The 21,328-nt window shown below is 67.5% G+C and carries 18 protein-coding genes; 11 read left to right on the top strand and 7 right to left on the bottom strand.

Annotated features, from left to right (window positions below; genetic code table 11):
• The coding region (locus F3J15_RS13000; RefSeq protein WP_205190796.1) for a DNA translocase FtsK at positions 1–3,734 on the top strand (3,734 nt) is incomplete at its 5' end.
• 100 nt (positions 3,735–3,834) lie between these two features.
• Here F3J15_RS13000 and F3J15_RS13005 read toward each other — a convergent pair.
• On the bottom strand, positions 3,835–5,079 hold the full coding sequence (locus F3J15_RS13005; RefSeq protein WP_205190797.1) for a lactonase family protein: 1,245 nt from the start codon (positions 5,077–5,079) through the stop codon (positions 3,835–3,837).
• Positions 5,080–5,245: 166 nt separating this feature from the next.
• Here F3J15_RS13005 and F3J15_RS13015 point away from each other — a divergent pair, with 166 nt between their 5' ends.
• Positions 5,246–7,075 (top strand): glycoside hydrolase family 15 protein, encoded by a 1,830-nt coding sequence (locus F3J15_RS13015; RefSeq protein WP_166891516.1) that lies wholly within the window; start codon positions 5,246–5,248, stop codon positions 7,073–7,075.
• 212 nt (positions 7,076–7,287) lie between these two features.
• Positions 7,288–8,754, top strand: coding sequence for a polyhydroxyalkanoate depolymerase (phaZ, locus tag F3J15_RS13020; RefSeq protein ID WP_089484369.1), 1,467 nt, complete (start codon positions 7,288–7,290; stop codon positions 8,752–8,754).
• A gap of 88 nt (positions 8,755–8,842) precedes the next feature.
• Here phaZ and F3J15_RS13025 read toward each other — a convergent pair whose 3' ends face one another.
• Positions 8,843–9,475, bottom strand: coding sequence for a TetR family transcriptional regulator (locus F3J15_RS13025; protein WP_069248530.1), 633 nt, complete (start codon positions 9,473–9,475; stop codon positions 8,843–8,845).
• 156 nt (positions 9,476–9,631) lie between these two features.
• Between F3J15_RS13025 and rsxB the strand changes: the two genes are divergently transcribed.
• Together rsxB and nth are read left to right on the top strand one after the other, a co-directional pair.
• Positions 9,632–10,624, top strand: coding sequence for an electron transport complex subunit RsxB (rsxB, locus tag F3J15_RS13030; protein WP_166891609.1), 993 nt, complete (start codon positions 9,632–9,634; stop codon positions 10,622–10,624).
• Positions 10,621–11,265, top strand: a complete 645-nt coding sequence (gene nth, locus F3J15_RS13035) for an endonuclease III (protein WP_069248532.1) — start codon at positions 10,621–10,623, stop codon at positions 11,263–11,265. Before rsxB ends, nth begins: the two co-directional genes overlap by 4 nt.
• A 138-nt stretch (positions 11,266–11,403) precedes the next feature.
• Here nth and F3J15_RS13040 read toward each other — a convergent pair whose 3' ends face one another.
• A complete protein-coding gene (locus F3J15_RS13040) occupies positions 11,404–12,333 on the bottom strand; it encodes a DMT family transporter (RefSeq protein ID WP_089484371.1) in 930 nt (309 codons plus the stop codon).
• A 257-nt stretch (positions 12,334–12,590) separates the two neighbouring features.
• Between F3J15_RS13040 and F3J15_RS13045 the strand changes: the two genes are divergently transcribed.
• Positions 12,591–13,025, top strand: coding sequence for a DUF1841 family protein (locus F3J15_RS13045; protein WP_069248534.1), 435 nt, complete (start codon positions 12,591–12,593; stop codon positions 13,023–13,025).
• Between the two features lie 99 nt (positions 13,026–13,124).
• Here F3J15_RS13045 and F3J15_RS13050 read toward each other — a convergent pair whose 3' ends face one another.
• Together F3J15_RS13050 and F3J15_RS13055 are read right to left on the bottom strand one after the other, a co-directional pair.
• Positions 13,125–13,484 (bottom strand): cytochrome c, encoded by a 360-nt coding sequence (locus tag F3J15_RS13050; RefSeq protein ID WP_027786804.1) that lies wholly within the window; start codon positions 13,482–13,484, stop codon positions 13,125–13,127.
• A 40-nt stretch (positions 13,485–13,524) separates the two neighbouring features.
• Positions 13,525–13,884, bottom strand: coding sequence for a c-type cytochrome (locus F3J15_RS13055; RefSeq protein ID WP_011352793.1), 360 nt, complete (start codon positions 13,882–13,884; stop codon positions 13,525–13,527).
• A 246-nt stretch (positions 13,885–14,130) separates the two neighbouring features.
• Between F3J15_RS13055 and F3J15_RS13060 the strand changes: the two genes are divergently transcribed.
• From F3J15_RS13060 to F3J15_RS13080, 5 genes are all read left to right on the top strand, one after another.
• Complete coding sequence (locus F3J15_RS13060) at positions 14,131–14,973, top strand: MoxR family ATPase (RefSeq protein WP_011352794.1); 843 nt, start codon at positions 14,131–14,133, stop codon at positions 14,971–14,973.
• Between the two features lie 27 nt (positions 14,974–15,000).
• Positions 15,001–16,176, top strand: a complete 1,176-nt coding sequence (locus F3J15_RS13065) for a VWA domain-containing protein (RefSeq protein ID WP_089484372.1) — start codon at positions 15,001–15,003, stop codon at positions 16,174–16,176.
• A 56-nt stretch (positions 16,177–16,232) separates the two neighbouring features.
• Positions 16,233–17,444, top strand: a complete 1,212-nt coding sequence (locus F3J15_RS13070) for a benzoate/H(+) symporter BenE family transporter (RefSeq protein WP_069248536.1) — start codon at positions 16,233–16,235, stop codon at positions 17,442–17,444.
• Positions 17,445–17,612: 168 nt separating this feature from the next.
• Entirely contained in the window at positions 17,613–18,566 is a 954-nt protein-coding gene (tal, locus tag F3J15_RS13075; RefSeq protein WP_089473329.1) for a transaldolase, read from the top strand.
• A 259-nt stretch (positions 18,567–18,825) separates the two neighbouring features.
• Positions 18,826–19,281 (top strand): VOC family protein, encoded by a 456-nt coding sequence (locus F3J15_RS13080; RefSeq protein WP_069248538.1) that lies wholly within the window; start codon positions 18,826–18,828, stop codon positions 19,279–19,281.
• Positions 19,282–19,348: 67 nt separating this feature from the next.
• On the opposite strand, the gene F3J15_RS13085 is transcribed toward F3J15_RS13080, so the two are convergent.
• Together F3J15_RS13085 and F3J15_RS13090 are read right to left on the bottom strand one after the other, a co-directional pair.
• The gene (locus tag F3J15_RS13085) at positions 19,349–20,899 is read right to left on the bottom strand and encodes a sodium:solute symporter family protein (protein WP_069248539.1); all 1,551 of its coding nucleotides are present in this window, start codon (positions 20,897–20,899) and stop codon (positions 19,349–19,351) included.
• Positions 20,896–21,138 (bottom strand): DUF3311 domain-containing protein, encoded by a 243-nt coding sequence (locus F3J15_RS13090; RefSeq protein ID WP_011352801.1) that lies wholly within the window; start codon positions 21,136–21,138, stop codon positions 20,896–20,898. Before F3J15_RS13090 ends, F3J15_RS13085 begins: the two co-directional genes overlap by 4 nt.
• Positions 21,139–21,328: the final 190 nt, after the last annotated feature.

Consider the following 21,328-nt stretch of genomic DNA (forward strand, 5'->3'; position numbering starts at 1 on the left):
CGGCGGCGGCAGCGGCAACCGTGGCCGGTGTGGCCGCGGCAGCAGCCGGCATTGCAGCGCCCGCCGCAGCGGCCGTGCCGACCGGGATCGCCTCCGCGGCCCACGGCCTCGGGGCGCATGACGCCAGTGCGCCGCTCACCGGCGATCCGGCGCCGGTGTACGACGACAACGCACCGATCGTGCTCGACGCGTTCAATCCGACAGCCCCCGCTGTTCATGCACCGGTCGCCGATACGGGCGCCGTGACGCTCGACGCCGCCGCACCGCCTGCGTTGTCGAATACCGGCATCGACGATGCCGCGTTCCCGCATCACGCCAATGACGAGATCCGGCACACCGACGATGCCGCTGCCGCACCGGCATCGGGCATCTCGCCCGCGCCGGCGTTCGACGCGCCCATCGACCTCGCGCCGTGGGAGGACCTCGCCAGCCAACCGGTTCCCGCGTTCGACGCATCCGCCTGGAACCCGGTCGCCGAGTCATCGACCGATGTGACGGGATCGGAACCGGCCCATGCCGCCTTCGCGCAACCGAGGAGCGAGGCGGTTCACGACCTCGCCGCGAGCAACCCGCCGGCACCCATCGATGTCGACGACAAGTACGCCGCACAACCGGCTCCTGCAATCGATCGCACGGCATCGGCCAGCGTGCCGCAGGGCATCGCCGACGTGAAGCCCGCCGGGAACATCGCGCCGTTCGCGGCCCTCCCCTCTTCGCCGACCGCCGAAACGACGCCGCGCGCAAGTGCCGAAAGCAGGCCGTTTGCGGCGGCGGCACCGGCACCGGCCGCATCGGGAGCCGCCAAGCCAGACACGATGGAACCTGCGGCACCGGCGACAGCATGGACGTGGACGCCTTCGACGGCGCAACCGGCCACGACGAATACGCCTGTCACCGCGGAGTTGCCGAAATCGCCGGTCGCCGCTCAACCGTTTGCCGCCGCGCAAACGACTTCGGCAAGCACTGCGTCGCCGCTCGTCGGCGCCGCGCGCGGTTCGACCGTGCAAGCGCCTGCATCCGCCTCGGGCATTGCGCCTGTCGCCGTTACCGCCTCGTCAGAGGGTGTGATCAACACGGCATCCGGTTCGCTGGCTCGACCGGCTGCGTCGACCGTTGCAGCCGTTCCGTCGGCATCTCCGATCGACATAACCGGCACTGCGTCGACCTCGCTTTCGCAGCCGCTCGCTTCGACATCGAACGCTGCATCCGTCGCGTCGGCATCCCCGATCGGCGTGACCGGCGCTACGTCGGCCTCGATTTCGCTGCCGGCCACGTCGGCATCGAACGCCGAATCCGTCGCACCGGCATCCACCGTCGGCATGACCGGCGCCACGTCGGCTCCGCTTTCGCAGCCCGCCGCTTCGACATCGAACGCTGCATCCGTCGCGCCGGCATCTCCGATCGGCGTGACCGGCGCTACGTCGACCTCGATTTCGCAGCCAGCCACGTCGGCATCGACCGTTGCGGACACGACTTACGGTTCGTTCCCCCGCGCATCAACACCCGCATCGCCCGTTGCGCCCGTTGCGCCCGTTGCGCCCGCCGTGACACCGTCGACGGCCAGCCCGACGGCCTCGGCATCCGGTTCGAGCGCGCCGGCGATCGCTACCACGACGCCTGTGAATATCGTGTCCGGCTCGGTCGCTGCTCCGTCCGCCGCGCCTGCCCCGACGCATCCGACCACCCCATCAGCCTCGTCGACCGGTACGACGTTCGGCACTTTCGCCCCCTCCGGCACAATCGCATCGCAGCCGGCCGCAGGCCTGCCCGTGCCGCCGGCCCCTGCCGCCACGACGGCAACGTCCTCCGGCGCAGCCGCCCCGATCACCGCCGCCGCGGCGCATCCCGCGCAACCGATCTCCGGCTCGCCCGTCGCTCCGGCCGGCTCGCTGACGTCCTTCGGCGCAACCACCGCGGCGCTGGCTCCGTCGATCGCTTCCGCACCTGCGGCCATCGAAGCCACGACGTTCGCCCCCCCGGCCACCCCAGCCTCGTCGCCGGCAAGCTGGCCCGTGTCGAATGTCTCTGCGGCACCGTCAGCCGCATCACCCGTGGCACCGCCGCAACCCGCAGCAACGATCCCCGGCGCGAGCCTGTCCGCACCGGCGGCAGTCACGACCGTACCGGCGATCCCCACTGCCCCGGCAACCGAACCGGCCGCACCTGCCGCAGCCGGCTCCCCGGCCCCCGACACCCCCGCGCGGCAGCCGCGCCCGAACGCATTCGAATTCCACGCACCCGCGTCGTTCAGCGTCGAACTGCCGACGCTCGACCTGCTCGAGCCCGCGTCCGCGTCCGGCGACATCGAAACGATCACCGACGAACACCTCGCGCAAACAGCGCAGGTGATCGAACAGCGGCTGCAGGAATTCAAGGTGCCGGTGACGGTGGTCGGCGCGTCCGCCGGCCCCGTGATCACGCGCTTCGAGATCGAACCCGCGCTCGGCGTGCGCGGCAGCCAGATCGTCGGGCTGATGAAGGACCTGTCGCGCGGCCTCGGCCTCACGTCGATCCGCGTCGTCGAAACGATTCCCGGCAAGACCTGCATGGGCCTCGAACTGCCGAACGCAAAGCGCCAGATGATCCGCCTGTCGGAAATCCTCGAGTCGCGCCAGTACCAGCACTCGGCGTCGCAACTGACGATCGCGATGGGCAAGGACATCACCGGCCACCCGGTCGTCACCGATCTCGCGAAGGCGCCGCACATGCTCGTCGCGGGTACGACAGGCTCGGGCAAGTCGGTCGCGATCAACGCGATGATCCTGTCGCTGCTGTACAAGGCGACACCCGAGGACGTGCGGCTGATCATGATCGACCCGAAGATGCTGGAGCTGTCGGTCTACGAAGGGATCCCGCACCTGCTCGCGCCGGTCGTCACCGACATGAAGCTCGCGGCGAACGCACTGAACTGGTGCGTCGGCGAGATGGAAAAACGCTATCGGCTGATGTCGGCCGTCGGCGTGCGCAACCTCGCGGGCTTCAACCAGAAGATCCGCGACGCGGAAGCGAAGGAAAAGAAGATCGGCAACCCGTTCTCGCTGACGCCCGAGGATCCGGAGCCGCTGTCGACGCTGCCGCTGATCGTCGTCGTGATCGACGAGCTGGCCGACCTGATGATGGTCGCCGGCAAGAAGATCGAGGAACTGATCGCCCGCCTCGCGCAGAAGGCGCGTGCGGCCGGCATCCACCTGATCCTCGCGACGCAGCGTCCGTCCGTCGACGTGATCACGGGCCTGATCAAGGCGAACATCCCGACGCGCGTCGCGTTCCAGGTGTCATCGAAGATCGACTCGCGCACGATTCTCGACCAGATGGGCGCCGAATCGCTGCTCGGGATGGGCGACATGCTGTTCCTGCCACCGGGCACCGGTTACCCGCAGCGCGTGCACGGCGCGTTCGTCGCGGACGAAGAAGTGCACCGTGTCGTCGAGTACCTGAAGCAGTTCGGCGAGCCGCAGTACGAGGAAGGGATCCTCGACGGCCCGGCCGCCGACGGCACGACGCAGGACCTGTTCGGCGATGCGCCCGACGCGGAAGCCGATCCGCTGTACGACGAAGCCGTCGCGTTCGTCGTGCGCACGCGGCGCGCGTCGATCTCGTCGGTGCAGCGGCAGTTGCGCATCGGCTACAACCGCGCCGCGCGCCTCGTCGAGCAGATGGAGGCGGCCGGGCTCGTGTCGGCGATGGGCATCAACGGCAGCCGCGAGGTGCTCGTGCCGGCCGCGGCCGACTGAACGCGGCGGCCGGGCGGCCGCCGTCAACCGATACGGGCGCGCCGGGAAACCGGCCGCCCCGAAAAACGAAGGGCGCTGCATCGGCAGCGCCCTTTTTCATTTACAGCGCCGGCACCAGCTTGAAGTCGACCGGCTTGCCGACCGCCACCTTCTGCGGATTCGGGCCGAGCTGCCCCGTTTCGACATTGCGGCTGAACACGTAGAACGTGTCGCTGTCCTGGTTGCCGACGATCAGCCACTTGCCGGTCGGATCGATCAGGAACTCGCGCGGCGTCTTGCCGAGGCTCGACTGGCGGCCGACCTGCTTCAACCGGCCGTCGGCCTGGTTCACCGCGTAGATCACCAGGTCGTTCGCGTCGCCGCGGTTGCTCACGTACAGGAAACGGCCGTCCGGCGACAGGTGGATCGCGCCGCCGCCGACCTTGCCCTTGAAGCCCGGCACGGTCATCGGCACGGTCTCGACCGGCGTCAGCTTGCCGTCGTGGTAGCCGAACACCTCGACCGACGCGTTGAGCTCGCTCGTCACGTACGCGTACCGGCCGTCGGCGCCGAACACCATGTGACGCGGGCCCGAGCCCGCCTTCACCGGCGTGTAGCGCGTGTCGGTCGGGCTGATCAGCCCGCGGCTGCCGTCCACCGTGTAGCGGTAGCCGTAGATCTTGTCCGCGCCGAGATCCTGCACGAACAGGTAACGGCCGTCCGGCGAAAACACCGTCGAATGCACGTGCGCACCGTCCTGGCGGCCCTTCACGGGCCCCGTGCCTTCATGGTGCACGGTCAGCGCGGCCTGGCCGACCGCGCCGTCGTCGCGCAGCGGAAACACCGCGAAGCTGCCGCCCGGATCCTTCGCGACCGAGTAGTTGGCGGTCACGAGGTACTTGCCGTCGGGCGACAGCGCGAGATAGCAAGGATCGTTCCCTTCCGCCGACACGCGGTCGATGAAGCTCAGCGCGCCCGTCTTCGCGTCGAAGCGGAATGCGCTGATGCCGCCGCGCGTCGTCGCCGGCCCGTCGTCGCCGGGCAGTTCGTTGACCGCGTAGACGGTGCGACCGTCGCGGCTTGGCAACAGGTACGACGGATTCACGGTCTTCGCCGACGACACGGGCGCGACGCTGCCGGTTTTCGTATCGAAGCGGTAAACATAGATGCCGTCGCTGCCGCCCCCCGTATAGGTGCCGACGAGCAGGTTGTAGACGCCGTCGGCCGGGGCGGGCGATTGCTGCGCAAATGCGTGGGTCGCGGAAAGGGAGAGCACGATCGCGAAACCTTTCATCCAGTGAGCGAGCCTAAGCGGGAACCCTCGTGTCGAAGCGCGTGCGTCACGCTCGCGTAAACGGTTGGGCATTGAATCCTCCTTGCATCGAGTCGCTTCAAGTGTTGAGATAGGACGAAACGCCGGCCGTTCATGCGCTCCGCCGCCCGGCCGAGTATACGGGGCGCGGTGCCAGCGCGTGAAGCCTTGGCCGGCGCCGTCCGCATTGTGAACTCGAATACCCAAGGATCGCCTGCCCATGCCTGCCCTGATCGAAGACTACGCCCTCGTCGGCGACGGCCACACCGCCGCGCTGATCGCTAAAGACGGCTCCGTCGACTGGCTGTGCTGGCCCCGCTTCGATTCGGGCGCCTGTTTCGCGGCGCTACTCGGCACCCCCGAGCACGGCCGCTGGCTGCTCGCGCCGGCCGCCGACGCCGCGATCACGCACACGACGCGCCGCTATCGCGGCGACACGCTGATTCTCGAAACCGACTACGAAAGCGCCGACGGCGCCGTCACCGTGGTCGACTTCATGCCGCCCGGCAACGGCTGGTCCGAACTGGTGCGGATCGTGGTCGGCCGCCACGGCACGATGAAGATGCGCATGGAGCTCGTGTTGCGCTTCGACTACGGCTTCTCGATCCCTTGGGTCACGCAGTTGACCCGCGAGGACGGCATGAAGGCGATCGCGGGCCCCGACACCGTCGTGCTGCGCACGCCGGTGCCGCTCACCGGCCAAAATCTTCATACGCTCGCGGAATTCACGGTGAGCGCGGACGAACGCGTGCCGTTCTCGCTCAGCTATGCGGCATCGCACCTGCGGCTGCCGCCCGCGCGCGATCCGCTGTCGATGCTCGCGCGCACCGAGAACTACTGGCTCGAATGGTCGGGCCGCTGCCAGGTGCAGGGCCGCTACGCGGCCGCCGTGCGCCGCTCGCTGATCACGCTGAAGGCGCTCGCATACGAGCCGACCGGCGGCATCGTCGCCGCGCCGACCACGTCGCTGCCCGAGAAGATCGGCGGCAACCGCAACTGGGACTACCGCTACTGCTGGCTGCGCGACGCGACGATCACGCTGCTCGCGCTGATGCGCGGCGGCTACTACGACGAGGCGCGCGCGTGGCGCACGTGGCTGGGCCGCGTGATGGCCGGCTCGCCCGAGCAGATCCAGATCATGTACGGGATCGCCGGCGAACGCCGGCTGCCGGAAATGGAGCTCGACTGGCTGCCCGGCTACCAGGACTCGCAGCCGGTGCGCATCGGCAACGGCGCCGCGAACCAGCTCCAGCTCGACGTGTTCGGCGAGGTGATGGCCGCGCTGCACCTCGCGCGGGTGGGCGGCCTGCAGGCCGACGACACGGTCTGGTCCGTGCAGTGCGCGCTGCTCGACCATCTCGAGAAGATCTGGCAGGAACCCGACGAAGGCATCTGGGAAACGCGCGGCGGCCGCCGCCATTTCACGTTCTCGAAGGTGATGGCGTGGGTCGCGTTCGACCGCGCGATCAAGTCGGCGGAAATGTTCCGGCTGCCCGGCTCGCTCGACCGCTGGCGCGCGCTGCGCGACCAGATCCATGCCGACGTGTGCACCAACGCGTGGCATGAAAGCAAACAGGCGTTTGCACAGAGCTACGGCAGCGACGAGCTCGACGCCAGCGTGCTGCTGATGCCGCTGCTCGGCTTCCTGCCGCCGGAAGATCCGCGCATCGTCGGCACGGTCGAGGCGATCGAGCGGGAATTGCTGCACGACGGGCTCGTGATGCGCTACCGCACGACCGACTACGACGACGGCCTGCCGCCCGGCGAAGGCACGTTTCTCGCATGCAGCTTCTGGCTGGTCGACAACTATGCGCTGCTTGGCCGGATCGACGACGCGCATCGCCTGTTCAGCCGGCTGCTCGCGCTGTCGAACGACCTCGGGCTGCTCGCGGAGGAGTACGATCCGGTGGACGGGCGGCTCGTCGGCAACTTCCCGCAGGCGTTCTCGCACGTGGCGCTCGTGCATACCGCGATGAACCTGATGCACCACGAGGACGCGATGGCGCGCGCCGCCGGCCAGCCCGCGCCGGCCGTGGCGACGGGGCGCTGAACGGGGGCGCGAGCGGCTAGGTCAGAGAACGTCAAATCGCAAAACTTTGATGAAAAATCGGGGAAATGTTGCATTGCACCACCCATCGTTGTCCGATATGATCGACGCGATTGTCCGGCTGCAATGCAACATGGCCGGTCGCTGACCCACACGGCACGCCGCGACGCCCCACGCCGCCCTTGCGCACCGTCCCCCACGCGGGAGTAGTCTGCATGCTTTACCAACTGCACGAATTCCAGCGGGCCATGCTGAGCCCGCTCACGGCCTGGGCCCAGGCCGCTTCCAAGTCGTTCGCCAACCCGTCCAGTCCGTTCTCGCTGATGCCCGGTGCGCCGCGGATGGCCGCCGCGTACGAACTGATGTACCGGCTCGGCAAGGATTACGAGAAGCCCGAATTCAACCTTCATCAGATCGTCAAGGACGGCCACAACATCCCGATCGTCGAGCAGACGATCATCGAGAAGCCGTTCTGCCGGCTGCTGCGCTTCAAGCGCTATTCGGACGATGCCGATGCCGTCACGCAGCTGAAGGACGAGCCGGTCGTGCTGGTCTGCGCGCCGCTGTCGGGCCACCACTCGACGCTGCTGCGCGACACCGTGCGCACGCTGCTGCAGGATCACAAGGTCTACATCACCGACTGGATCGACGCGCGGATGGTGCCGGTCGAGACCGGCCCGTTCCACCTGCACGACTACATCGCGTACATCCAGGAATTCATCCGCCATATCGGTGCGCGCAACCTGCACGTGATCTCGGTATGCCAGCCGACGGTGCCGGTGCTCGCGGCGATCTCGCTGATGGCGAGCCGCGGCGAGGACACGCCGCTCACGATGACGATGATGGGCGGCCCGATCGACGCGCGCCGCAGCCCGACGTCGGTGAATTCGCTCGCGACGCAGCACTCGACCGCGTGGTTCGAGAACAACGTGATCCACACGGTGCCCGCGAACTATCCGGGCGAAGGCCGCCAGGTGTATCCGGGCTTCCTGCAGCACACGGGCTTCGTCGCGATGAACCCGGAGCGGCACGCGCAATCGCACTGGGATTTCTACCAGAGCCTGCTGCGCGGCGACGAGGACGACGCCGAAGCGCACCGCCGCTTCTATGACGAATACAACGCGGTGCTCGACATGGCCGCCGAGTATTACCTCGAGACGATCCGCGTCGTGTTCCAGGAATTCCGCCTGGCGGAAGGCACGTGGGATGTCGAAGGCGAGCGCGTGCGCCCGCAGGACATCCAGCACACCGCGCTGATGACGATCGAGGGCGAACTCGACGACATCTCGGGCAGCGGCCAGACGCACGTCGCGCACGAGCTGTGCACGGGCATCCCGCAGGACCAGCGCCGCAGCCTGACCGCCGAGAAGTGCGGTCACTACGGGATTTTCTCGGGCCGCCGCTGGCGCACGATCATCTATCCGCAGCTGCGCGATTTCATCCGCGAGCATGCACCGGAGCCGAAGCACGGTGCGACGAAGGATGTCCCGGAAGCGCCGGCCACCAAGACGCTCTCCGCCGTGCCGGCCGCCGACGCACCGGCCGAAACGACGCGCGCCACGACAGCGAAGCGCGCGAAGGCGCCGGCGAAGGCCGCCGCCCCCGCCAAGGCCGCACCGGCCGCGAAACGCGCCGCCGCCAGCCCGCGCGCAAAAGCCGTGCGCACGCGCAAGGCCGCCTGACGCACCGCGTTCCGACGAAAAAACGCCGCCGTTGCCTGCGCACGGCGGCGTTTTTACATCGGGCGCCCGCTTCGGCGCGGTCAGCGCATCAGCGCCGCAGCAGATACGCGAGCAGCACCTCGGTGTTCATCCGGACCATCTCCGCGCGCTCGTCGGCGTCGGTGAAATCGCGGCCGAGTGTCGCGGCGAGCGTGAAGCGGTTCGACACGATGTAGTAGCCGAGCCCCGACAGCGTCACGTAGAAGCGCAGCGGATCGACGTCGGTGCGGAACAGCCCGGCCTTCTGGCCGCGCGTCAGCACGTTGCCGAGCTTCGCGACGATCGGCGACATCATCTCGCGGATCCGCGTCGACTTGTGCAGGTAGCGCGCTTCGTGCAGGTTCTCGTTGTTAATGAGCCTGAGCAGTTCCGGATGGTCGCGGTAGTAGTCCCAAACGAAATGCGCGAGCCGCGTGACGGCTTCGACCGGCGCGACGCCGTCGAGATCGAGCTCGCGCTCGACCTCGGTCAACGCGGAGAACGCGTGTTCGAGCACCGCCGTGAACAGCTGTTCCTTGCTGCCGAAATAGTAATAGAGCATGCGCTCGTTGGTTTCGGCCCGGCGCGCGATCTGGTCGACGCGCGCGCCGAACAGCCCTCCACTCGCGAACTCTTCGGCTGCCGCCATCAGGATGCGGCGGCGCGTACCTTCAGGATCTCTTTTGATTTTTGGCTGATTCATGGTGGCGTTTTGCTATGTGAGCCGCTTGATCCGGACCGGCACCCCCACCGCCTTGGCGCCGGCCGCCCTGGAACGGGCGCGCCGCGGGCGGCCGCCCTCCTGCTGAGCCCCTGCAAAAAAGCGGTTCGATTATGCGCACAGACGGCGTCCAGCGCAATGCGGGAAATCGGCGATAATCGAGCTTTGGCAAACCTTTCCGGCCGCGCCCGACGCGGCCGAGAGCCATTCGGCGCCGCTGCGCCCGTTGTCACCGTGACCGATTCCAAAACACTCGCAGATCGCATCGAAGATCTGCTTCCCCAGACGCAATGCACGAAGTGCGGCTATAACGGCTGTCGCCCGTACGCCGAGGCGATCGCCGCCGGCGACGCGAACTACAACCAGTGCCCGCCCGGCGGCGCCGAAGGCATCGTGCGCCTGTCGAGCCTGCTCGGCAAACCGGTGATTCCGCTGAACCCCGTCAACGGCAGCGAGCATCCGCGCGCGGTCGCCTTCATCGACGAAAACCTGTGCATCGGCTGCACGCTGTGCATGCAGGCGTGCCCGGTCGACGCGATCGTCGGCGCGCCGAAGCAGATGCACACGATCATCGAGTCGCAGTGCACCGGTTGCGATCTGTGCGTGCCGCCCTGCCCGGTCGACTGTATCGCGATGCTGCCGGTGACCGGCGAACGCACCGGCTGGGACGCGTGGTCGCAGGAGCAGGCCGACGCCGCACGCGAGCACCATGACCTGCGGCTCGCGCGCCAGCGCCGCGAACGCGAGGCCGCCGAAGCGCGCGCGGCCGCACGCCGCGCGGCCAGTGCCGCGAAACCGGCTGCGGCACAAGCGGAAACGCCATCCTCCGCACCGGCCGCCGCACCTGCGGACGACGCCGAAGCGAAGAAGCGCGCGATCATCGCCGCCGCGCTCGAACGGGCGCGCAAGAAGAAGGAAGAGCTGTCCGGGCAAGGCGCCGGGCCGAAAAACACCGAAGGCGTGAGCGCGGCCGTCCAGGCGCAGATCGACGCGGCCGAGGCACGCCGCAAGCGGCTCGCCGAACAGCAGGCCCAACGCGACGCCGAGGCGGCCGCCGCGAGCGGCAACGACGAAGAGAACGACGCAGGCAACGACGGCCCGCCCGCACCGCCCGACCAGAACGCTCCATGAACGCCAGCAAACGACGCGCGATCTACGAAACGCTGCAGAGCCTCAATCCGCATCCGACCACCGAGCTCGAATACTCGACGCCGTTCGAGTTGCTGATCGCCGTGATGCTGTCCGCGCAGGCGACCGACGTGTCGGTCAACAAGGCAATGCGGAAGATGTTTCCGGTCGCGAACACCCCGCGGCAAATCGTCGCACTCGGCGAAGAAGGCGTCACCGAGTACATCAAAACGATCGGCCTGTACCGGACCAAGGCGAAGAACGTGGTCGCGACGTGCCGGATCCTGCTGGACCGCTACGACGGCGAGGTGCCGGCCGATCGCGAAGCGCTCGAAGGGCTGCCGGGTGTGGGCCGCAAGACCGCGAACGTCGTGCTGAACACTGCGTTCGGCCAGCCGACGATCGCGGTCGACACGCATATCTTCCGCGTCGCGAACCGCACCGGGCTCGCGCCGGGCAAGGACGTGCGCGCCGTCGAGGCCGCGCTCGAGAAGTTCACGCCGAAGGAATTCCTGCAGGATGCGCATCACTGGCTGATCCTGCACGGGCGCTACGTGTGCAAGGCCCGCAGGCCCGAATGCTGGCACTGCGCAATCGAACCGCTGTGCGAATTCCGGCCGAAGACGCCCCCGCCGAACGAGTGACGCGCCACCGCGGCCGGGCGGCCGGGCGGCCGGGCGCACGATGCACGCCGCGCCCGCCGTTGGTCGGCCGTCTAACCGCAGCCGCAGCCACAATAGCGCGTCGCCACCCGCGCCATCGCCCCGTTTTCCCCTTCCCGACTACGCGTTGGACGTCGCCGTCGCGTCGTCTGCCGCCGCGCCGCCCGCGCGTACCAGCGCCAGTACGGCAGCCAGAATCGCGACGCCGCCCGCCCACTGCAGCGGCGACAGCGCTTCGCCGAACAGCAGCGCCGCAAGCGCGACCGTCACGACCGGTTCGAGCGTCGACAGCATCGACGTGCGCGCGGCCCCGAGCCGTTCGAGCCCGGCAAAGAACGCGAGCATCGCCGCCACCGTCGACACCAGCGCGATCGCGAGCATCGACGCCCAGCCGCCGGCCGTCGCGGGCCAGCGCGGCGGCGCGCCGAACGCGGCGGTCCGCACGACGGCGATCGCCACGAGCGTCGCGGTTGCCGACAGGCAGATGATCGCGGTGGTCGCGAGCGGATCGACGCCGCGCGTCGCCTTCGTGCCGCCGACGATGTACAGCGAATAGATCACCGCGGCGGCCAGCGCGAGCGCGATCCCGAGCGGCTCGCCATGCCCGCCGCCGACCATCAGCGCCGAACCCGCGACGCACAGCACGAGCGCGACGGCCTTCGCGCGCGTGAGGCGCTCGCCGAGCCACCACGCGGCCAGCAGCGTGACGAAGGCCGGATACAGGTACAGCAGCAGCGCGACGAGGCTCGCCTGCGCGTGCTGCAGCGCGCTGAAATAGCAGAACGACTGCCCGACGTAGCCGAGCGCGCCCATCGCCACGAGCGGCGCGAGCGCGCGCCCGCGCGGCCACGCGACACGGCGATGCCGTGCGATTGCGGCGAGCACCGCGCCGCCGATCGCGAAGCGTACGATCAACAGCCCGAGCACGTCGACGCCGGCCGCATACGCGTAGCGGCCGAAGATCGCCATCGCGCCGAACGCGGCGGCGGACAGCGCGACATAGAGCGTGCCCTGCAGGGCGGCGGACGACGTGTGGGTGGTGGCGGTCATGATGGAACGGGGACGATCGGCGTGGCGCCGGAAATCGTCGGAGTGTAACGGCGCGGCGGCGGCGAGCCTAGCCCGCGCTTACCCGTTCCCGGTTGTAGGCTCAGGGTTCGGGCAACCGGCCGCCGTGCGGCTGCGCATCTGCTCGCCCGGCGGGCCGCCGCGCAACCCGCTCCCGCCCGCCGCCAGCGCCGTCCGCCGACCCGGCGTACAATGCGCGACGCGGCATCACGCCGTCCGAATCACGACGTTTCCCCACCATGTTCAATCCAAGCCGCGACGAAGTGCGTCGCTTTTTCACCGAGACCTGGCGCAAGCAGCGCGCCGGCGAGATCCTGACGCCGCTGGAAGCGATCGCAGCCGACTGGATCGTCGAGCATCCCGAATACCACGACGAACTCGCCGACGCCGATGGCGCGACCGCGCGCGAGTACACGCCCGAGGAAGGCCGCACGAACCCGTTCCTGCACCTGTCGATGCATCTCGCGATCAGCGAGCAGTTGTCGATCGACCAGCCGCCCGGCATCCGCGCCGCGCACGACAAGCTCGCGGCCAAGCTCGACTCGACCCACGACGCGCAGCACGTGATCATGGAATGCCTCGGCGAGACGATCTGGGAAGCCCAGCGCACGAACACGCCGCCCGATACCGACGCGTACCTGCAGCGCATCCTGCGTCGCGCATCGCGCGATTGAGCGCCGCGGCGCCGGCCCTTGGGCGCCGGCGCGCGGACAAAAAAATACCCCGCCTCGGCGGGGTATTTTTGCTGCGCGAGCCCGTCGGGCCCGTCGCGCTTACTTCTTGAACACGAGATCGGTTTCTTTCAGCGACTCGATGTAGGCCGCGATGTCCTTCATGTCGCTGACCGACAGGCTCTGCACCTGCGCCTGCATGATCGCGTTGTTGCGACCGAGCAGCGGATTCGTCAGGCCCATCTGGTACTGGCGCATCGCCCACACGAGGTAGTCGGCGTGCTGGCCGGCGAGGCGCGGATATTCGGCGTTGATCGGCTTGTTCATCTGCGCGCCGTGGCAGGCGGCGCAGTTGTGCGATTCGACCAGTTCCTTGCCCTTCGTGATGTCCGCCGCGTGCGCGGTACCGATCGCGAGGCCGGCCGCCAGTGCAACCGCCGCCGTCTTGAATGCGTTGTTCATGAATGCTCCTGTCCCGCCGGTCAGATCGGCGGCGCGCGCTTTACTTGTAGGGATTGTCCTTCGTGTCGGCCTTCTGGACGGCGTAGTACGCCGCCAGATCCGCGATGTCCTGGTCCGTCAGCGAACCGGCGATCGCATTCATCGACGGGAAGTGACGATCCTTCTTGCGATAGGCCTTCAGCGCGTTCTCGAGATATTGCTGGTTCTGGCCGCCGAGGACAGGCACCCGGTAGACCTCCGGGTACGCCGCGCGGTAGTCCTGGATGCCGTGGCAACCGATGCACATGGCGGCCTTGCTCGCCCCGTCCTTCGGGTTGCCGACCACACCGGCCGCCTGCGCGCTGCCCGCGAGCGCCACGAGCGCTGCGACAACGACGTGTTTGCCGACGAATTTGTTCATAGCTCTTGTAACCTAGCTTGAGGGGAAACTGGCGCCGAAGCGGCAACGGCCCGCGCCGTTATGCTTATCAGGTCGCCACGCAGGCCAAAAAAAACGGCCAGATTGTACCGCGTCGGCGGGGAACGCGTCCACAAGGCACCCCGGTTCTCCCCGCCACAGCCCCGCAACGATACGCGGGCGTGGCCCAACCGGACAGCCCTTCTGACTTATACTGGGTTTTTTTCCCCGATTGAGAAGAGCGCCGCCATGCGTTTCGAAGGGTCCTCGCACTACGTCGCCACCGACGATCTGAAGCTCGCGGTCAATGCCGCGCTGACGCTGCAACGCCCGCTGCTGATCAAGGGCGAGCCCGGCACCGGCAAGACCATGCTCGCCGAGGAAGTGGCCGCCGCGCTCGACATGCCGCTGCTGCAATGGCACATCAAGTCGACCACGAAGGCGCAGCAGGGCCTGTACGAATACGACGCCGTGTCGCGGCTGCGCGATTCGCAGCTCGGCGACGAGCGCGTGAAGGACATCTCGAACTACATCGTCAAGGGCGTGCTGTGGCAGGCGTTCGATGCCGAGCACCCGAGCGTGCTGCTGATCGACGAGATCGACAAGGCCGACATCGAATTCCCGAACGACCTGCTGCGCGAGCTCGACCGGATGGAATTCCACGTGTATGAAACACGGGAAACGGTCCGCGCGAAGCACCGCCCGCTCGTCATCATCACGTCGAACAACGAGAAGGAGCTGCCCGACGCGTTCCTGCGCCGCTGCTTCTTCCACTACATCCAGTTTCCCGACCCGGCGACGATGCAGAAGATCGTCGCGGTCCATTTCCCGGACATCCGCGAGGAGCTGCTGCGCGCGGCGCTCGAGAGCTTCTTCGAATTGCGCGGCGTGTCGGGCCTGAAGAAGAAGCCGTCGACGTCCGAGCTGCTCGACTGGCTGAAGCTGCTGCTCGCGGAGAACATCCCGGCCGACCAGCTGCGCGGCGTGGATGCGAAGCAGATCGTCCCGCCGCTCGCGGGCGCGCTGCTGAAGAACGAGCAGGACCTGAGCCTGCTCGAACGGCTCGTCTACATGAACCGGCACAACCGGTAATCCTCTCTCACCCGCGAAGGCCCGGCCATGCTGCTCAATTTCTTCTACGCGCTGCGCGCAGCCAAGCTGCCCGTCTCGGTGAAGGAATACCTGACGCTGCTCGAATCGCTGAAGGCCGGGCTGATCTCGCCGTCGATCGACGCGTTCTACTTCCTCGCGCGGATGACGCTCGTCAAGGACGAGCAGTACTTCGACAAGTTCGACCAGGCGTTCGGCGCGTATTTCCACGGCGTGTCCGCGCTGCCGTCCGAAGCGTTCGACATTCCGCTCGACTGGCTCGAGAAGCGCCTCGAGCGCGAGCTGTCGCCCGAGGAAAAGGCGCAGATCGAGGCGATGGGCGGCCTCGACAAGCTGATGGAGCGCCTGAAGGCACTGCTCGACGAGCAGAAGGAGCGCCACGAAGGCGGCAACAAGTGGATCGGCACCGGCGGCACGTCGCCGTTCGGGCACGGCGGCTACAACCCGGAAGGCGTGCGCATCGGCGGCCCGTCGAACGGCAACCGCACCGCGGTGAAGGTGTGGGAAGCACGCGCGTATCGCGACTACGACGATTCCGTCGAGATCGGCACGCGCAACATCAAGGTCGCGCTGCGGCGGCTGCGCCGCTTCGCGCGCGAAGGCGCCGCCGAGGAGCTCGACCTGCCCGGCACGATCCGCAGCACCGCCGCGAACGCGGGCTGGCTCGACCTGCGGATGGTGCCCGAGCGCCACAACAACGTGAAGGTGCTGATGCTGCTCGACGTCGGCGGCTCGATGGATGATCACATCAAGCGCACCGAAGAGCTGTTCTCCGCCGCGAAGGCCGAATTCAAGCACCTGGAGTTCTTCTACTTCCACAACTGCGTGTACGACCACCTGTGGAAGAACAACCGCCGCCGCCACTCGGAACGCACCGCGACGTGGGACGTGCTGCACAAGTTCACGCCCGACTACAAGCTGATCTTCGTCGGCGATGCAACGATGAGCCCATACGAAGTGCTGCAGCCTGGCGGCTCGGTCGAATACAACAACCCGGAAGCCGGCGCCGTATGGCTGCGCCGCCTCGCCGACCAGTTCCCCCATCATGCATGGCTGAACCCCGAGCCCGAGCGGCTATGGGAGTATCGCCAGTCCGTCTCGATCATTCGCGACGTGCTAGGCCATCGCATGTATCCGCTCACGCTCGCGGGCCTCGAAACCGCGATGCGCGCACTCAGCAAGTAACGACACCCACCAAGACACGAAGGCCGCGTCCGAGCGGCCTCCCCCCCGGAGATAGCATGAACCCCTCGCCCACCGCGAGCGCCAGCCGCGCCGGCGGCCGCCGCTTCTTTGCCGATACGTCCGTGTCCGCGCTCGTCGCCGGCTTCGTCGCGATGATGACCGGCTATACGAGCTCGCTCGTGCTGATGTTCCAGGCCGGCCGCGCCGCCCACCTCACCGACGCGCAGATCTCGTCGTGGATCTGGGCGCTGTCGATCGGCATGGCGCTGACGACGATCGGCCTGTCGCTGCGCTTTCGCGCGCCCGTCGTCGTCGCGTGGTCGACGCCCGGCGCCGCGCTGCTGATCGCATCGCTGCCCGGCGTGCCCTACCCCGAGGCGATCGGTGCGTTCGTCGTCTGCGCGGTGCTGCTGACGGCCGTCGGCGTGAGCGGCCTGTTCGACACGCTGATGCGCAAGATTCCGGCCGGCATCGCAGCCGCGTTGCTCGCGGGCATCCTGTTCGAGATCGGCATCGAGATCTTCCGCGCCGCGCAGTTCCAGACGGCGCTCGTGCTCGCGATGTTCTTCACGTACCTGATCGTCAAGCGGCTCGCGCCGCGCTATGCGATCGTCACGACGCTGATCGTCGGCACGGTAGTCGCCGGCGGTCTCGGCCTGCTCGACTTCAGCGGCTTTCACATCGCGTTCGCGAAGCCCGTATTCACGATGCCCGCGTTCTCGATCGCGTCGATCGTCAGCATCGGCATTCCGCTGTTCGTCGTCGCGATGGCGTCGCAGAACGTGCCGGGCATCGCGGTGCTGCGCGCGGACGGCTATCAGACCCCGTCGTCGCCGCTGATCTCGACCACCGGCCTCGCGTCGCTGCTGCTCGCGCCGTTCGGCTCGCACGGCGTCAACCTCGCGGCAATCACGGCCGCGATCTGCACCGGCCCGGAAGCGCACGAGGATCGCGCGAAGCGCTACACGGCCGCCGTGTGGTGCGGCACGTTCTATCTGGTCGCGGGGATCTTCGGCGCGACGATCGCCGCGCTGTTCGCGGCGCTGCCGAAGGCGCTCGTCGTGTCGGTCGCCGCGCTCGCGCTGTTCGGCTCGATCATGAGCGGCCTCGCGAACGCGATGCAGGACGTGAAGCAGCGCGAAGCCGCGCTCGTCACGTTCATGGTCACCGCGTCGGGCCTCACGCTGCTGTCGATCGGCTCGGCATTCTGGGGGCTCGTCGCGGGGATCGTCACGCAGGTGATCCTGAACGCGCGCCGCCCCGCGTGACGCGGCGCGGCCCCCGCCGCCGCGGCGCTCGGACACGCCAGAACGTGCCCGACACGAATCGGGCCTAGAATAGCGGATCGGAGGCGGTGCCCGGCGCCGCCTCGCTTCGCCGCCGCGTTCGCGCGGCCCGTGAGAACCCGGCGCCTTGCGCCCTTCTTCCGAATCGCCATGACTACCGCACTCGACCAGCTGAAGCAGTACACGACCGTCGTCGCCGACACGGGCGATTTCCAGCAGCTTGCGCAATACCAGCCGCAGGACGCGACCACGAACCCGTCGCTGATCCTGAAGGCCGTCCAGAAGGATGCGTACAAGCCGATCCTCGAGAAAACCGTCCGCGATCATCGCAACGAAAGTACCGATTTCATCATCGACCGCCTGCTGATCGCATTCGGCACCGAGATCCTGAAGCTGATCCCGGGCCGCGTGTCGACCGAGGTCGACGCACGCCTGTCGTTCGACACGCAGCGCTCGATCGACAAGGGCCGCGAGCTCATCAAGCTGTACGAAGCAGCCGGCATCGGCCGCGAGCGCATCCTGATCAAGCTCGCATCGACGTGGGAAGGCATCCGCGCGGCCGAAGTGCTGCAGAAGGAAGGGATCAAGTGCAACATGACCCTGCTTTTCTCGCTCGTGCAGGCCGCCGCATGCGCGGAAGCCGGCGCGCAGCTGATCTCGCCGTTCGTCGGCCGCATCTACGACTGGTACAAGAAGCAGGCCGGCGCGGAGTGGAATGAAGAGAAGGACGGTGGCGCGAACGATCCGGGCGTGCAGTCGGTGCGCCGCATCTACACGTACTACAAGACGTTCGGCTACACGACCGAAGTGATGGGCGCGAGCTTCCGCACGACCAGCCAGATCACCGAACTCGCCGGCTGCGACCTGCTGACGATCAGTCCCGATTTGCTGCAGAAGCTGCAGGACAGCAACGAGACGGTCACGCGCAAGCTGTCGCCGGAAGCGCTGCAGGACAAGCCCGCCGCGCGTGTCGCAATCGACGAGGCCGCATTCCGCTTCCAGCTGAACGACGACGCGATGGCGACCGAAAAGCTCGCCGAAGGCATCCGCGTATTCGCCGCCGATGCGGTGAAGCTCGAGAAGCTGATCGACTCGCTGCGCTGAGCCGCTGAGCCGCTGAGCCGCAACAAGCGTCAGCGGCTGTCAGCAACACTGGCAACAGCCGTCAGCACGCACGCCGCATACGGCCGCGAACGTCATGTTCGCGGCCGTTTTTATTTTTCATTCCATCGTCAAGCACGCGCACTACAATCCACGTCACGGGTGCGTCGGCCGCCTCCCGAGGCCCCCTTTCCCAGTCAGTCTCGCACGACGCCGAACCCGCGCGAATGCGCAGGCCGGCTCCCCACTCCAGGAGACAACGATGCAAGTCCAACCGTACCTGACGTTCTACGGTCGCGCCGACGAAGCCCTTCAGTTCTACGAAAAGGCACTCGGTGCGAAGACGATGTTCAAGATGCACTTCAAGGACGCGCCGCCGAATCCCGACTATCCGATGACGCCGGAGATGGCCGACAAGGTGATGCACGCGAGCTTCACGATCGGCGACTCGATGATCATGTGCTCGGACGGCGACTGCAGCCAGCCGGCCGGCGCGGCGCACGCCGGCTATTCGCTGTCGCTGAACCCGGCAACCGTCGAAGAGGGCCAGAAGCTGTTCAATGCGCTCGCCGACGGCGGCGAAGTGACGATGCCGTTCGGCAAGACGTTCTGGGCGCTCGGCTTCGGGATGGCGAAGGATCGTTTCGGCGTGCACTGGATGGTCAACGTCGAAGACCTGTCGCAACGCGAGGACCTCGCGAAACGCGCGCAGGGATGACACGAAAGACAAAGCCCGCCACCTTGCCGGTGGCGGGCTTTTTCATTGCGTGGCCATGCAGGCAGCGTCAGCCTTCCACCACGTCGAGATAGTCCTCCGGCCGCGTGCGATCCTCCGCATGCGCCATGCCCATCACGCGCACCAGCACGCTCACCACCACCGCCACCACCAGGTTCACGACCAGCGACCACACGGCCGCGTAGCCGGGAATCGCGAGGCCGAACAGGTGGATCGTGAAGATCGAGCTGGCGAGCTTCAGCGAGATCGCCATCCACGTGCCGCACACGATGCCGGCGGCCCAGCCGGCTAGCAGGCCGCGATGGTCGAGCACGCGCGTGTACAGGCCGAGCACGATCGCCGGCAGCGTCTGGATGATCCAGATCCCGCCGAGCAACTGCAGCTGGATCGCATAGGTCAGCGGCAACCCCAGGATGAACGCGACCGCGCCGACCTTCACGATCAGCGACACGAGCTTCGCCACGTGCGTTTCCTGATCATGCGACATGTTGCGGTTCACGAACTCGCGGTGAATGTTGCGCGTGTACAGGTTCGCGGCCGCGATCGACATGATGGCCGCCGGCACCAGCGCGCCGATGCCGATCGCCGCGAACGCGACGCCGACGAACCACGACGGGAAATACTCGAGGAACAGCGCGGGCACCGCGAAGTTCGGGCCGAATGCCTTGAAGTACGGCGCGTACTGCGGCATGTCCTTCACGCCCGCTGCGAGCGCCATGTAGCCGAGCAGCGCGAGCAGGCCGAGCACGAACGAATACGCGGGCAGCATCGCCATGTTGCGGCGGATCGAGTTGCCGGACGACGACGACAGGATCGCCGTCACCGAGTGCGGATACAGGAACAGCGCAAGCGCCGAGCCGATCGCGAGCGTCGCGTACGCGCTGTAGCCGTTCAGGCTCATCGCGTCGGGCGCTTTCAGCAGCAGCTTCGCGGGCGGCACGCTCGCGAAGATGTGTCCGAAGCCGCCGAGCTTCGCGGGGATCACGATGACCGCCGCGGCGATCGTGATGTAGATCAGGATGTCCTTGACGATCGCGATCATCGCGGGCGCGCGCAGGCCCGACGTATACGTATATGCGGCGAGGATCGCGAACGCGATGATCAGCGGCAGGTCGCCGACGAAGCCGGTCGTGTCGAAGCCGAGCGCGCCGATCACCACTTCGATGCCGACGAGCTGCAGCGCGATATACGGCATCGTCGCGACGATGCCCGTCACCGCGATCGCGAGCGCGAGCATCCGGCTGCCGTAGCGCGCGTTGACGAAGTCGGCGGCCGTCACGTAGCCGTGCCGCTTCGCGATGCTCCACAGCTTCGGGAACACGACGAACGCGAACGGGTAGATCAGGATCGTATAAGGCAGCGCGAAGAAGCCCATCGCGCCGGCACCGAACACGAGCGCGGGCACCGCGACGAACGTATAGGCCGTGTAGAGGTCGCCGCCGAGCAGGAACCACGTGACGATCGTGCCGAAGCGGCGGCCGCCGAGGCCCCATTCGTCGAGATGGGCGAGATCGCCGCGCCGCCAGTTCGCGGCCAGGAAACCGATGATCGTGACGCCGATGAACAGCAGCACGAAGACGAAGGTTGCGCCGAGATTCATCGCGCACCTCCCTGCGGGCCGCTCGCCTTCCACGCGTTCTTGGTCTTGAAGTACACGAACGCGGTGATCACTGCGCTAATGAAGACCCAAAGCAGCTGATACCAGTAGAAAAACGGAAAACCCAACCATTGCGGTTCGATCTTGCTGTACGACGGTACCCAGACCATCGCAATCAGCGGCAGTACCAGCAGCCAGAGCCAGCGCTTGGCGGCCCGGTTGGCGTCGGCATCGTGAGCCATGACGTCTCCTCATCTTTCCCGGTTATCGATCTTGTTGAGCGGGTACGGCGCCGAGAGGAGCGCAAAACGGGTAGGCTGCGGCTCCCCTGGCTTCGCGCCAGTATAGGAGCCGCCAGCACGCGGTCAAGCAGGGGCGAACCCGAGGTGATCCGCCCCTTGACGCGTGGTTGCACCGGCATGCCGCCGGTGC

The sequence above is a fragment of the Burkholderia sp. Ap-955 genome (genome assembly GCF_011753045.1).
Taxonomy (GTDB): Bacteria; Pseudomonadota; Gammaproteobacteria; order Burkholderiales; family Burkholderiaceae; genus Burkholderia; species Burkholderia lata_D.